Origin of the sequence: Nocardia brasiliensis IFM 10847 (genome assembly GCF_000710915.1) — a bacterium.
Lineage (GTDB): Bacteria > Actinomycetota > Actinomycetes > Mycobacteriales > Mycobacteriaceae > Nocardia > Nocardia brasiliensis_A.
Window position 1 is genome coordinate 19592 of the sequence record NZ_BAUA01000213.1, and the last position, 13496, is coordinate 33087.

The 13496-nt window shown below is 69.1% G+C and carries 12 protein-coding genes; 2 read left to right on the forward strand and 10 right to left on the reverse strand.

Annotated features, from left to right (window positions below):
* Nucleotides 1-4 precede the first annotated feature (4 nt).
* The gene (locus tag NBRGI_RS41870) at nucleotides 5-862 is read left to right on the forward strand and encodes a dienelactone hydrolase family protein (RefSeq protein WP_029903683.1); all 858 of its coding nucleotides are present in this window, start codon (nucleotides 5-7) and stop codon (nucleotides 860-862) included.
* Between the two features lie 721 nt (nucleotides 863-1583).
* Here NBRGI_RS41870 and NBRGI_RS41875 read toward each other — a convergent pair.
* The 5 genes from NBRGI_RS41875 to NBRGI_RS41895 all read right to left on the reverse strand — a co-directional run bounded on the left by NBRGI_RS41875 (nucleotide 1584) and on the right by NBRGI_RS41895 (nucleotide 4804).
* On the reverse strand, nucleotides 1584-1892 hold the full coding sequence (locus NBRGI_RS41875; protein WP_029903684.1) for a hypothetical protein: 309 nt from the start codon (nucleotides 1890-1892) through the stop codon (nucleotides 1584-1586).
* 31 nt (nucleotides 1893-1923) lie between these two features.
* On the reverse strand, nucleotides 1924-3639 hold the full coding sequence (locus NBRGI_RS48430; RefSeq protein ID WP_029903685.1) for a hypothetical protein: 1716 nt from the start codon (nucleotides 3637-3639) through the stop codon (nucleotides 1924-1926).
* Between the two features lie 50 nt (nucleotides 3640-3689).
* Nucleotides 3690-4007 carry a type VII secretion target gene (locus tag NBRGI_RS41885; protein WP_029903686.1) on the reverse strand — a complete coding sequence of 106 codons (318 nt, stop codon included), beginning with the start codon at nucleotides 4005-4007 and terminating at the stop codon, nucleotides 3690-3692.
* A 180-nt stretch (nucleotides 4008-4187) separates the two neighbouring features.
* Complete coding sequence (locus tag NBRGI_RS41890; protein ID WP_029903688.1) at nucleotides 4188-4496, reverse strand: DUF6802 family protein; 309 nt, start codon at nucleotides 4494-4496, stop codon at nucleotides 4188-4190.
* A 116-nt stretch (nucleotides 4497-4612) separates the two neighbouring features.
* Nucleotides 4613-4804: a PspC domain-containing protein gene (locus NBRGI_RS41895; protein ID WP_014981806.1), complete on the reverse strand. Its 192-nt coding sequence runs from the start codon at nucleotides 4802-4804 to the stop codon at nucleotides 4613-4615.
* A 323-nt stretch (nucleotides 4805-5127) separates the two neighbouring features.
* Between NBRGI_RS41895 and NBRGI_RS41900 the strand changes: the two genes are divergently transcribed.
* On the forward strand, nucleotides 5128-6792 hold the full coding sequence (locus NBRGI_RS41900) for an ABC-F family ATP-binding cassette domain-containing protein (protein WP_029903690.1): 1665 nt from the start codon (nucleotides 5128-5130) through the stop codon (nucleotides 6790-6792).
* 9 nt (nucleotides 6793-6801) lie between these two features.
* Here NBRGI_RS41900 and glmM read toward each other — a convergent pair whose 3' ends face one another.
* The 5 genes from glmM to NBRGI_RS41925 form a co-directional block, all read right to left on the reverse strand.
* Nucleotides 6802-8178: a phosphoglucosamine mutase gene (gene glmM, locus NBRGI_RS41905; protein ID WP_029903692.1), complete on the reverse strand. Its 1377-nt coding sequence runs from the start codon at nucleotides 8176-8178 to the stop codon at nucleotides 6802-6804.
* Nucleotides 8179-8395: 217 nt separating this feature from the next.
* On the reverse strand, nucleotides 8396-8911 hold the full coding sequence (rpsI, locus tag NBRGI_RS41910) for a 30S ribosomal protein S9 (RefSeq protein WP_014981803.1): 516 nt from the start codon (nucleotides 8909-8911) through the stop codon (nucleotides 8396-8398).
* Nucleotides 8908-9351: a 50S ribosomal protein L13 gene (gene rplM, locus NBRGI_RS41915; RefSeq protein ID WP_014981802.1), complete on the reverse strand. Its 444-nt coding sequence runs from the start codon at nucleotides 9349-9351 to the stop codon at nucleotides 8908-8910. Before rplM ends, rpsI begins: the two co-directional genes overlap by 4 nt.
* Nucleotides 9352-9512: 161 nt before the next feature.
* Nucleotides 9513-11348, reverse strand: coding sequence for a hypothetical protein (locus NBRGI_RS45985; protein WP_370627930.1), 1836 nt, complete (start codon nucleotides 11346-11348; stop codon nucleotides 9513-9515).
* 76 nt (nucleotides 11349-11424) lie between these two features.
* On the reverse strand, nucleotides 11425-13496 hold a 2072-nt coding region (locus NBRGI_RS41925), incomplete at its 5' end, for an ATP-binding cassette domain-containing protein (protein WP_029903697.1).

Genomic DNA, 13496 nt, shown 5'->3' on the forward strand with positions numbered 1-13496 from the left:
CGTCGTGTCGGCGTCTGTGAAATCGCTCCTGAGCACCTTGACCAGCCGCGGCCCCCATCGGGTGCTGCGCGGCAACCTGGCCATCGCCGGGCAGCCGGGGGTGGTGTTCACGCCGGAATCCGGACTCAACCTACCCGCGGTGGCGTTCGGTCACGGCTGGTTGACCGGCGTAGCGCACTACCGGACTCTGCTCGAACACCTGGCCTCCTGGGGCATCGTGGCCGCCGCCCCGGACACCGAGCGCGGGCCGATCCCCTCGCACCTCGGCCTGGCCACCGACCTGCTGACCACCCTGGACATCTGCACCGGCGTGCGGCTCGGGGACGGCTCGATCAGCGTGCATCCCGAACGCCTCGCCCTGGTCGGCCACGGCATGGGCGCGGGCGCGGCCGTCATCGCGGCGAACCAGCGGCAGGTCGCCGCCGTCGCCGCGCTGTTCCCCGCGCCGACCGCCCCGGCCGCCGAGAAGCTCGGCGCCGACATCGACACGCCCGCCCTCATCCTGGCCGGGGCCACCGATATCGCCTCGGTCAGTTCCAACGCGCTCCCCCTGGCCGCCACCTGGGGCGGACCCATGGTGTTGCGCGCCATCGACGGTGCCTCCCACAACGGCATCGTCGAAGGTCGCCGAGTCCTGGCCGCCGTCGGCGCGGGCAAACACGAATCGAAGACCGCCCGCACCACCCGCGCCCTCCTCGCCGGCTACCTGCTCGCCAAACTGGCCGGGGACAAGACCTACCGCGTCTTCGCCGACCCCGCCGCCGACATCCCCCACACCGCCGTAATCGACCCCAACGCCAAAGAAGAAGCCCCCGCCCCCAAACTCAAGGTCGGCCAACTAGCCTCCCTGCTCCGCCGCTGACCCACCCTCCGCCGCCAGCGCCCCTCAGAGGCCGGACCAAACAGCGGCAAGCTGCCGTCGCCGAGACGCCGGACCCAAGCAGCAAGGCGCCTACGCGGGCGCGTCGGCGTTGGCCGACGCACGCCCACAGACCTTCTCGACACCTCACACACCAACTCGCCGCGCGACACACCGGCACTCCGTCGCCAACCTCTGTGAACACCAGCCAACACCGCCATCAACCCGGCGCTGACCCGCGCACAGCAACCGGCTCGACACGCCGCGACAGGGCAGGGGACATCGGCGAGACGCCAGACCCAACAGCAGTGTGGCATCGGCCGACCGGCTGCATGGTCACAGACCTTCTCGACACCTCACACACCAACACGCCGCACGACACACCGCCGCGCCGTCGACAACCTCTGTGACGACCGGCCATCAACCGAGCGCCGACCCGTACACGGCAACAGCCTGACGCGCCGCGGCCGGCTGGTGATCATCGGCGCGCTCCCCCGGCCGAAGGCGACAGCGACAGCGCCCACGTCAGCCCGAACACTGCACGCCCACAGACCTTCTCGACACCGCACACTTCGACCCGCCGCGAGACACACAGGCGGTCCGTCGACAACCTCTGTGCGGATGCGCCAACACCGCCATCAACCGGGCGCCGACCCGCGCACGGCAATCGGACCGACACGCTCCGGGGCCCGACACGCCCGGGCGGGGCGGGGGGTTGGGCGGCTCAGATCAGCCAGGTCTTTCGCTGGTAGAAGGCCGCTTCCTCGTCTTCCGCGTCTACGGGGGCGACGTCGCGGTTGGCGCGCCGGGCGGCGATGGAGCGGGCTACTGCTTCCCGTTGCTCGCGCGCCTCTTCTTCCTGCCGGGCCCGTTCTTCCTCGGCTTGGGCTTCGGCTTCTTGGATCGCGGCTAGCAGTTCCGGGCCACCCCGGTCGCTGAGGCGTTGCTTCATCTCGTCGTATTCATCCTGCAGGCGGAGCACCGCGCGCCGATTCTCCTCGACGATGCATTCGATCTCGTAGGCATGGTTCACCGCGCCACCGACCTGTCACTGCTGAGCCGGCTCACAGTGGCCCTGCCTCCGCCAGTTCGGCTCCGCTGTCGAACGGCGCGTCAGGGTTTTGGCTGCCGGGCATCGGTTTCGGCTTGTGCTCACCGTCCTCCTCGCGGCGCGCAGGCGGCACACCGGAAGGCAGACCTGGTTGCCCGCTGTTCTCCTCCGCCGCAGGCGCTTTCGGCGCAGGCGCTTCCTGGTCCGGGGCGGCGGGCGCGGGCTCCTCGGACCGAGGAGCGGCGGCCGGATCCTTGGACTGCGGCACCTCAGCGGCCGGTGGCGGCTGCTCACCCGCGGGCTGCTCACCCTTCGGCTTGTCGGATGCGGGTTCGTCGGACGGCACGGGCTCCCCTTCGGCTTTCGGCTCGTTCACCGAAAGTACCGGCACCCCATGCTCATCCAGCTTCAGGCTGAACTCCTGCGGCTTGCCGTCCGCGTCGGACATGGTGAGCTTCAACCCGTCCGCGCCCATCTCGAACTTCAAATGCTTACCGGCGACATCGAATTCAGCTGCGGGCTGGTCCGGCTTGCCGTCGTTGTCCCGGTCCACCGGCGTGGTCTGCAGACTCGATTGCAGGTTCTCGAGCGCGTCGTCCACACCGGTCGCGAGGCTACTGGTCAGCGAACTGAGGCCGGAGGTGACCGCACTGGTGAGCGAAGACGTCAACGGCGACAACGAACTCGTGACCTGGCTGAGCGAGGCGAGACCGTCCAGTACGGGAATCTTCGTCGTGGTCGGCGCCGTCGTAGCGGGCGTGGTCTCGGCCGGGACAGTGGAAGCAGGCGTCGTGCCCGGAGTTCCGGGCGTACCCGGCGTACCCGGCGTGCCAGGAGTACCCGGGGTGCCTGGTGTTCCAGGGGTACCGGGTGTTCCCGGCGTGCCAGGAGTACCCGGCGTTCCAGGGGTACCGGGCGTTCCCGGCGTGCCAGGAGTGCCCGGTGTTCCAGGAGTGCCCGGAGTACCAGTGCCTTTCGGCTGCTCCGTAGGCGCGGGCGCATCGGCCGGCGCCGGATACTGACCGGTGTCCAACTGCGCGAGCGCATCGGCGAGCTGACCGTAGATGCGGCGCACATCCGAATCCGTCTTCTTGCACAGCGCCAGGAAGTTGTCGACGGTGCCGTCGACGTGCGGAACGAACGTCTCCTGCAACCACTTCTTGGCGTCTCTGCCGAGCTCGTAGTCGGCGTAGTTCTCGGCGTTGTAGATGAATTGGTCGATTGCCTTGCGGCCGGTGTTGTCGATATCGGGCTTGTCTTTGTCCCAGTACCGCGCGACGGTCTCCGCTTTGCTCCTCACCACGCTGCGCAGGCCGGGCACCGCCGCGGACAGCGTCGACGCGACGGCAATGGCGGTGCCGCGATCGGTCTCGGCCCGGCGGATCTGCTCCGCCAGCATGGTGCGTGCGGCATCCCCCGCCACGCCCTGCCACACCGAGGGCAGCGCTGCCAGCTGGACCTGCTGCTTGTGCAGTTCGGTGCCGGCCTCGCCGTTCACTGTGCTGACCGTGGCGGCGATCTGGCCGAGCGCGTCCAGATCCATCTCACGCTCGGCGTCGAACAGCGCGCAGAGTGTCGAGTATTCGGGCAGATCCGCCCGCCCGTACCCGAACTTGTCGTGGACAGTGTTGTAGCGCGGCAGATAGCTCTCGAAGTACATCAAACCTTCGGCGCCGTTATCCAGCATCTGCTGGACCGTCGCGCTGTCGCCGGCCTGGTAATCAACCATTGGTCACTCGTCCCCGTCGGAGCCGCTGCTGCTCGGCCACCTGCGAACCGTCAGGTGAGTTGGACACCGACTGCCGTGATCTTGCGTACGTTCGCGTCGTCCACGGTCGCATAGGTGGTCGCGCTGGTGGTGATCTGAGTACCCGTCTTGTCGACGGCCCCCTGCCAGTTCTGCAACCAGGTCGCGAAGCGCGCCAAACCGTCGTGCACCTTGGCCCCCTCGGCGGCGTAAGACCGGCCTGCCTGCGCCGCGCCGAAATCCTGCCGCCGCGCGTCGATCACCTTGTTGCCGAGGACCGCCGCCGAGGACTTCAGATTGGCCCCGATCTGTTGCAGCACAGCCGGATCCACCGTGACGCTGCCGCCCATCGTGCCCCCTTCGTCCCCGCGTCGTCCGAACTCGCGCTTCGATACCGTGCCGACGCCGACTGGTGTCCATACCTTCTTCGACGCGGCACTCCGACGTTCGGTTCCATCGATTCCCGCCGGACGGCGTACGCGGAAATCTAATGGGCGAGCCGGGCCGGGACAACCTGATCCGACCGGGAACTACGACCCGATCTTCCCGTGATCCGTGCGCACCCACTCGGACGTGCCGTCGGGATGCCGGTGGAACTCCCAGGCGGCGTAGTCGCCGTCTTTTTCCACCACGGTGACGTGGTCGGCGAGGCCGTCGTGGTCGTAGTCGGTCCAGACCTGCATCGCCTCCTCACCGGTGGTGGTGATGGTGTCGAGGGTGCCGTCGCCGTCGATGTCCTGGGTGGGGTGATGCAGTTCGACCGCACCGAGGCCGTCCAGCGATGAGGACGCGTCGATGCCGGGCAGGTCCAGACCCGGCAATTCGCCCGAGGTGATCATTGCTACTCCTCAGCAGGACTCGTGGTGTGCGCTGCGTTGGTTTCCGCGATGGTCCGCGAACAACGTCATCGCTCCATACTGACATCCGCGGGAGTCCGACGCAGCCCCCACCGGCCTCACTTCTTCGGCATCAGCAGCCACAACACCAGGTAGATGATGAACTGCGGGCCCGGCAGCAGGCACGAGATCACAAAGAGCAGGCGCACGACGTTGGCGTTCCAGCCCAGGTATTCGGCGATGCCACCACAGACGCCCGCGATCCACTTGTCGTGGGTCGAGCGGGTGAAACGGCGGGTAGGTGCGGTCATGGTCTTCCCTCTCTGGCGGTGTTCTCTTCGACCTCCACTCTGCCGATTCCGGCCCGTCGGCACATCGCTCCGGCGACCGATCCCGACCCTGATTTCCGCACCGCCCGGCTCAGGGTGCAACCCCGAGAGCACCGATGCGGGCCGCCCGGCCCCCACACGGCAGAATGCAGTCGTGAACGAGCGCCACCGAGAACACAGCGTGCCTGTGCGCGCGACGGAGCCGAGCGCCAGCGAGGCGGAGTCGTGAACGAGCGCCAGCGAGCGAACCGAGAACACAGCGTGCCTGTGCGCGCGACGGAGCCGAGCGCCAGCGAGGCGGAGTCGTGAGTACCACTCTGCACGCACGCGGCCTCTCGGCCGGGCACGGCGAACGTGTCCTCTTCGAGGATCTGGATCTCACCCTGGCCCCGGGCGACGTGATCGGCTTGGTCGGCGTGAACGGCGCGGGCAAGTCGACGTTGCTGCGCATGCTGGCGGAGCGGCGCACACCCACCGGCAGCATCACGGTGAGCCCGCCCGACGCGACCATCGGCTATCTCGCGCAGGAACCCGAGCGGGTGTCCGGTGAGACGGTGCGCCAATTCCTCGGTCGCCGAACCGGAGTCACCACCGCACAGCTCGCCATGGACGAGGCCGCCGAACGCCTGGCCGACGGCGGCGACGAGGCGGCGACGACGTATTCGGACGCACTAGAGCGCTGGCTCGCGCTCGGCGGCGCGGATCTGGAGCAGCGCGCCGACGAGGTGGCGGCCGATCTCGGTTTGACCGTCAGCCTGGCGAACGACCTCGAAACCCCGATGACGGGCTTGTCGGGCGGCCAGGCCGCGCGGGCGGGGCTGGCGTCGGTGTTGTTGTCGCGCTTCGACATTCTGCTGCTGGACGAGCCGACCAACGATCTGGACCTGGACGGCCTGGCCCGGCTCGAGCAGTTCGTCGCGGGTGTGCGGGTGCCGCTGGTGGTGATCAGTCATGACCGGGAGTTCTTGGCGCGCACCGTGAATCGGGTGGTCGAGCTGGATCTGGCACAGCAGCAGGTCGGTTCCTACGACGGCGGCTACGAGGCCTATCTGGCCGAACGCGAGATCGCCCGCAGGCACGCGCGCGAGGCGTACGACGAGTACGCGGACACCAAGGCGGGCTTGGAAGCGCGGGCGCAGATGCAGCGCAACTGGCTCGAACACGGTGTGCGCAATGCCCGTCGGAAGGCACGCGATCCCAAGAAGGTCGATTCGGACAAGGCGGGCCGCAAGATGCGCGCCGAATCCACCGAGAAGCAGGCGGCGAAGGCCAGGCAGACGCAACGCCGGATCGAACGGCTCGACGTGGTCGAGGAGCCGCGCAAGGAGTGGGAGTTGCAGATGACCATCGCGGCCGCGCCGCGCAGCGGCTCGGTGGTGGCGACGCTGTCCGACGCGACGCTCACCCGGGGCGATTTCACGCTCGGCCCGGTCACCACCCAGGTCGATTGGGCCGACCGGATCGTGTTGACCGGCGCGAACGGGTCCGGTAAATCCACGCTGCTCGCGTTGTTGCTCGGAAAGATCGAGCCGGACACGGGCAGCGCGACGCTCGGTGCCGGCGTCGAGATCGGCGAGGTGGATCAGGCCCGCGGCTTGTTCCGCGGCACCGTGTCGCTGGCCGACACGTTCGGCGCGCAGATGCCGGATTGGCCCGACGCCGAAGTCCGCACGCTGCTGGCCAAGTTCGGTCTGCGCGGCGCACATGCGTTGCGCCCCTGCGAAACTCTTTCGCCCGGTGAACGCACCCGCGCCGCGCTCGCCCTGCTGCAGGCCCGCGGGGTGAATCTGCTCGTACTGGACGAGCCGACCAACCACCTGGACCTGCCCGCCATCGAACAGTTGGAGCAGGCGGTCGAATCCTTCACCGGCACACTGCTGCTGGTCACGCACGACCGCCGGATGCTCGACACCATCCAGGCGACCCGCCGCTGGCACATGGATTCCGGCAAGCTCACCGAAACCACCTGAGCGAGCGGGTCAGACCGAGGCGACCCGCTTGGCGAGATCGTCGGCGAGTTGCCTGGCCTGGGCCGGGTCGGTGGCTTCCACCATGACGCGGACCAGCTCCTCGGTTCCGCTGGGGCGCAGCAGCACTCGGCCGGAGTCGCCGAGAATGCGCTCGGCCTCCTGCACCGCCTCCCGCACCTCCGGCGCCGTCGCGACCAGCGACTTGTCACTGACCGGCACGTTCACCAAAACCTGTGGCACGGTGTGCAATACGGCGGCCAGCTCGGCGAGGCTGCGCCGCGTGGTGGCCATCCTGGCCATTAGTTTCAGGCCGGTGAGAATGCCGTCGCCGGTGGTGCCGAACTGCGGGAAGATCACGTGCCCGGACTGTTCGCCGCCGAGGGTGTAGCCGCCGCGCCGCAGTTCCTCCAGCACGTACCGGTCGCCGACCGCGGTGGTGCGCAACGCGATTCCGGCCGCGCGCATCGCGATGTGCAGGCCCAGATTGCTCATCACGGTACCGACCAGGGTCTGCTGTGCGAGCTCGCCTGCCTCGTGCATGGCCAGTGCGAGCACCGCGAGGATGGCGTCCCCGTCGACGATCCGGCCCGCGGCGTCGACCGCGAGGCAGCGGTCGGCGTCACCGTCGAGCGCCAAGCCGAGATCGGCCCCGTGCTCGCGCACCGCCTGCTGGACCGAGTCCAAATGCGTTGAACCGCAACCGTCATTGATGTTGAGGCCGTCGGGTTCGGCGTTGATCGAGATCACCGTCGCCCCGGCCGCGCGGAACGCGGCGGGTCCGACCTCGGACGCGGCGCCGTGCGCGCAGTCGAGCACGACGGTCAGCCCGGACAGATCCTGCGCCGTCGCCGCCACCAGATGCTCGACATAGCGCTCGTGCGTACCGGCCAGGCTGTACTGATCGGGCACCGCGGGCCCGTGATCGCGCGCGCCGACCGCGTTGACCACCCGGCCGATGCTCGCCCCGGTCGGGCGCACCACCAGGTCCTCGGTGATCAGGGCCTCGATCCGGTCCTCGATCGCGTCGTCGAGCTTGTGCCCGCCCGCGGCGAAAATCTTGATGCCGTTGTCCGGCATGGGGTTGTGCGAGGCGGAGATCATCACGCCGAAGCACGCGTCGTACAAACCGGTCAGGTACGCGACGGCGGGGGTCGGCAGCACGCCGACCTGGAGCACGTTCACCCCGGTCGCGGTCAGGCCCGCGGTCACCGCGGCCTCCAGCATCTCCCCGCTGGCCCGGGAATCGCGCCCGAGCACCGCCAGCGGTCGCTGCTTGCCTCGACTCAAGATCTGTGCGGCCGCACCCGAAACTCGCATGGCCAGTTCCGGACTCAACGACTCGTTGGCCAGCCCACGGATTCCGTCGGTGCCGAACAAACGTCCCATACCTCAGCCCCTCATCGTGGATCCGCGGCGGCGCGCGCCGGCGGTCCGGAGACGGCGGCGTACGCGACCGGCGAAGGCGCAGACGCCACACGGTGATACAGCACGAGAGCAGGCAACCAGCCGTTGCTGGAAGCCTGCTCTCGTACAGCTGCCCGTCGACCGTTGTGCCCCCGGCACCTCCAAGGGTGCCGGATGGCGGCGGACGACGAGGCCAAAATCAGCGCTTCGAGTACTGCGGAGCCTTACGGGCCTTCTTGAGGCCGTACTTCTTGCGCTCGGTGGCACGCGGGTCACGAGTCAGGAAGCCGGCCCGCTTCAGCGCGGGGCGATCGTCCGGGGTGACCTCGATCAGCGCGCGGGCGATGGCCAGACGCAGGGCGCCGGCCTGTCCCGACGGGCCGCCGCCCACCAGGCGGGCGTGGATGTCGAAGGACTCGGTCCGCTCGACGGTCACCAGCGGCGACTTGACCAGCTGCTGGTGCACCTTGTTCGGGAAGTAGTCCTCGATGGTGCGGCCGTTGAGCACGAAGTTGCCGGAGCCCGGCAGCATGCGCACGCGGACGACGGCTTCCTTACGACGGCCGACGGTCTGCACCGGGCGGTCGATCACGATCGGCGCGAAGCTCTCCGCGCTGACCTCGGCCTCGTCGTAGCCTTCGCCGTCCTCGACGACCTCGACAGCGTCGAATTCCTCGGCGACGGCTTCTTCGTTGAATTCCTCAGGAGCGGTCACTGGGCCACCTGCTTGATCTCGAACGGAATGGGCTGCTGAGCGGCGTGGGGGTGGCTGGGGCCCGCGTAGACCTTCAGCTTGCCCGCGATCGCGTTGCCGAGCTTGTTCTTCGGGATCATGCCCTTGACGGCCTTCTCCACGAGCCGGTCCGGACGGCTCTCCAACACCTGGCCGACAGTGCGCGACTTGAGGCCGCCCGGGTGCCCGCTGTGGTGGTGGATCAGCTTGTCCGCCTTCTTGTTGCCGCTGATGGCAACCTTGTCGGCGTTGATGATGATGACGAAATCGCCACCATCGAAGTTCGGTGCGTAGGTCGGCTTCGTCTTGCCACGCAGCAGATTCGCTGCCTGGACGGCGAGACGGCCGAGCACTACGTCAGTGGCGTCGATGACGTACCACTTGCGGGTCACGTCACCAGCCTTGGGGCTGTACGTAGGCACAGTGCTTCCCTGTCTGTCGTCGGTGTTGCCGGCCAGGCGTGTGGTCGAACGCTCCCGGCGGCCGGTGGAGACCCGGGACTCGATTGCACGACCGGTTACCCGGTACGTCCGCACGCCAACGAGCCACGATACCAGTCCGGGCAGGCCGGACCGAAATCGCGTCAGATCTCGATCGGCGGCCCCGGGTCGATCGCCCGGCGAGGGCCGGGCAGCAGGTAGCGCAGGGTGTCGACACCCGGCTGCTCGCATTCCGGTTCGGTGACCCGCCGATCGGCGCGCGGCGCTCCGGGCGCGTGACCGCGCACCGCGGCGATACCGGGACGGACCTCGTTGGTCACATACGGCGTCAACGGGCAGGCGATCAGGTCCGCGACCGCCGGACCCGGCGCCACGGTCAGCGTCGTCTCCGCCGCCGTGAGTTCGACCCGGTCACCGCTGCCCGGCAGCGCCACCACCGCCAGCGCCACCGCGCCGACCACCGTGTGCGCGCCGAACAGGTTGTCCTTCATCTTGTTCCACAGTTTTCCCTTGCGGGGTCTGTCCTCGTCGTCGTCCGGCTCGGACCCCGGCTCACGCCACTGGCCCTGCCGCCCCGGCTCTTCGGACTGCGGCGCCTGATACGAACGCGCGCCGGACGGCATCGGCCCGGGCGGCGGCCCGCTCTGCGGCGGTCCCGCCGGACCGCGCTGCTCCTCGGCAGGCTGTCCCGGCGGCCGGGTGAAACGGCTGCCCAGCTCGGCGAGATTCGGCGGCAGTCCGCGCGAGGCTTCTTCGCGTGAGAGCCGGGTGGTCGCGTCGAGATCGCCCTGGGTCGGATAACCGGGGCCGTACTGCACGGGCGGCACGGGACGCGGGGGCACGGTATCCGCGCGCCGCGGCGCGGACTCGGCCTGCCGCTGCGGTGACTCGGCCTGCCGCTGGGGCGATTCGGCTTGCCGCTGACCGGATTCGGCTTGGTGCCGAGGCGATTCCGCCTGCCGCTGGGTGGCACCGGCCTGGCGCTGGCCGGGCGGCGCCTGCGGCGGCGCGGACTCGGGCCGGTAGTGCCCCGCCTGGTCCCGATGCTGCGGACCCGGATCCTGGTACTGCGTCGGATCGACGCGCGGCGGCGCGGGCTCGGCATGCCTGCCGCCCGGTTCGGGTTCGTCCATCTCGGTATCGGTGACCAGCAGGTGCGCGGCGCCGAGCACCAGCGCGTGCATCGGGTGATCGGCGACCTGCAACCGGTGCCCGAGATGGTTCTGGAAGGCCAGCCGCAAGGCTTCGTTGAAGCACACATTGCCGGACAGCAGCACCGTCGAGGTGTCCGCGCCGATCCGGCGGGCCGCCGCCATCACCTCGATCACCACATTGTCCGCGGACCTGGCGTCTCGCATGGATTCCGGGCTCACCGGCACGTCGACCGATTCGGTCGGCTGCTCGTCGTCGCCGTGTACCGCGACCACCAGCACGGTCCGGCCGTCGGAGTACACGCCGGTCGCGCCGATGCCGTTCGGCCTGGCCTGATCCGGCGGATGCACCAGACCGAGCGCGCGCACGTACCCCGACAACGCGATGCTTTCCGGCAGCGGCTCGACGATCACGTCGAGCTGTTCCACCAGCGCGGCGTACACCTCGACCTTCTCGTCCGGCCAGCCGTCCGGGAACGGCAGCGCCACCAGGTCGGGCTTGCCGCGCAGATGCTTACCGATCGAGGCCAGCGGGTTGTACATCCGAGCCCGGAACACCAGCTCCGCGGGCCAGGTCGCACCGGCCACCACGATCTGCGGGTGGCCGAGGATGTCGCGCACATCGGCGATCGCCATGCCGAGGTCGGGCCGCTGCCGGTCCACCCCGGCGGTGTGCAACCGCCCCGAAGAATCCGCCAGCAAATACGCGGGCGGTGTCCACATACCCTCCACCTGCACCGGGCGGATCGGCGTGCCCCCGCCACCCGCGGCTACGGACACCACATCCCAGCCGAGATGTACCGCCCCTACTCGCACCGTCACAGGCATAAGTGTGCCTGGTATGCGGCCGAGATGCTCGCTCTTGTCCGCAGCCCCCGGTAGTGGCCGGAAAATCGCACCGGCATCAGGCCACCGACTTCTTCAGCCGCAGTCGCCGCCAGGTGATGACGGCCAGCACGACAGTGAGCAGGATCAGCACGCCCACGTCCAGCGCCCAGATGCCCGGCGTGTGCTCCCACAACTTGTCCGGCTGCGCGTTGATGAACACTTCGCGAATGTTCACCGTGGAGGCGCCCGTCGCGTAACCCCAGCGGGCCGGGAACAGCCAGGACACCTGTTCGAGCACCACCCGGCCGGTGACCGGGATCAGGCCGCCCGCCATCACCAGCTGGCACATGATGGCGACCACGAGCAGCGGCATCACCTGCTCGTTCGACTTCGCCAGCGACGAAAGCAGCAGTCCGACAACGACACAGCACACCGCGGTCAACGCGATATCGATGTACAGCTCCGCGCTGCCCGAGGCCAGCACCGCGCCCTCGCCCGGACGCTTCTTGCCCGCGAGCACGATGCCGACCAGTACCGCGGACTGCAGCAGCGCGGTGAAACTGAACACCGCGATCTTCGCCAGCAGATACGCCGAGGGCAGCAGCCCGACCGCGCGTTCGCGCTGGAAGATGGTGCGCTCGCCGACCAGGTCACGCACGGTGAGCGTGGAACCCATGAAGCAGGCGCCGAGGATCAGCACCACGAGTAGCTGCTGGGTCTCCCCGCCGCCCTGCGGTACGAAACTGCCGTCCGGCAGCGCCTTCAGCGCGCCCCGCTGGAAACCGTCTTTACCGGGCACCACCAGCGACAGCGCGCCGAGGATGAACGGCATCACGATGAGGAAGATCAGATATCCGCGATCGGCCAGGATCAGCCGGATCTGTCTGCGCGAGAGCGTCGAGAATTGTTTCCCGCCACTGGATTGCGGTGGTGAGCCCACCGAACCGTACTGCTGGGGCGGCGGCGGTGGCGGCGGCGCGAACGCCTGCCGGGATCGGTAGGCCGCGAACGCCTGGTCCGGGTTGGCCGCCACGTTGGCGAAGATCTCGGCCCAGTCGCTGGTGCCGAGCGCCGCGCCGACACCCGCCGGGTTACCGCAGTAGGCGGTCTTGCCGCCCGGTGCGAGCAACAGCACCTGATCGCACATGTCCAGGTGCGCGACCGAGTGCGTCACCACGATCACCACGCGACCCGCGTCGGCCAGCTCGCGCAGCATCACCATGACCTGACGGTCCAGCGCCGGATCCAGACCCGAGGTGGGTTCGTCCAGGATCAGCAGCGACGGACCGGTGAGCAGCTCCAGCGCCACCGACGCGCGCTTGCGCTGGCCGCCGGAGAGCCGGTCCACCCGGGTGTCGGCGTGTTCGGTGAGCGAAAGTTCTTTCAGCACACCGTCGATCACCTGCTGCCGGTCGGCCTTGCTGTTGTCCGGCGGCAGCCGCAGCTCGGCCGCGTAGCCGAGCGCCTGGCGCACGGTGAGCTGCCGGTGCAGCACGTCGTCCTGCGGCACCATGCCGATGCGGGAGCGCAACGCCTCGTACTCGGCGTGCAGATTGCGTCCTTCGAAGGTGACCACACCGCCTGACGGACGGGTGGTACCCGCGATCAACCGCGACAGCGTGGATTTGCCCGCGCCGGACGGACCGATCAACGCGGTCAGCGTGCCCCGGCTGGCCTGCATGTTCACATCGACGAGCAGTTGCTTGTTGCCCTCGACGGTGAATCCGACGCCGTGCACCGCGAGCCCCTGTTCGGCCACCGGCTTCTGCCGGTGCACCAAAGTGCCCTGCTGGACCACGAAGTCGACATTGCCGACGGTGATGATGTCGCGCTCGCGCAGCACCACCCGCTGCTGCCGGTGGCCGTTGACGAACGTGCCGTTCGCCGAGCCGAGGTCCTCGAGGGTGAGGCCCTCGGCGGTGGCGACGAGGCGCGCGTGCTTACGCGAGGCGAGCGGATCGTTGACGACGATCTGGTTGTCGGTGGTGCGGCCGATCGAGAGTCCGCCGGCCGGCAGCCGATCGGCGCGCGCGATCGCCGCGGTCGAGGCCCTGGCCCGCACCGGCGGCATGTTCGAGCTGTCCGCCCGGTGGGTCATGTTGGGGTTGATCGGCTGGGGCGCGTCCTGCGGCGGCTGATACGCCGGGC

Bases quoted from the DNA above. Each gene is read 5' to 3' on its own strand.
- glmM (WP_029903692.1), bottom strand. From the start codon at position 8,178: ATGGGACGTTTGTTCGGCACCGACGGAATCCGTGGGCTGGCCAACGAG.
- NBRGI_RS41885 (WP_029903686.1), bottom strand. From the start codon at position 4,007: ATGGGCGGCAGCGTCACGGTGGATCCGGCTGTGCTGCAACAGATCGGG.
- NBRGI_RS41895 (WP_014981806.1), bottom strand. From the start codon at position 4,804: ATGACCGCACCTACCCGCCGTTTCACCCGCTCGACCCACGACAAGTGG.
- NBRGI_RS41890 (WP_029903688.1), bottom strand. From the start codon at position 4,496: ATGATCACCTCGGGCGAATTGCCGGGTCTGGACCTGCCCGGCATCGAC.
- NBRGI_RS45985 (WP_370627930.1), bottom strand. From the start codon at position 11,348: ATGCCTGTGACGGTGCGAGTAGGGGCGGTACATCTCGGCTGGGATGTG.
- NBRGI_RS48430 (WP_029903685.1), bottom strand. From the start codon at position 3,639: ATGGTTGATTACCAGGCCGGCGACAGCGCGACGGTCCAGCAGATGCTG.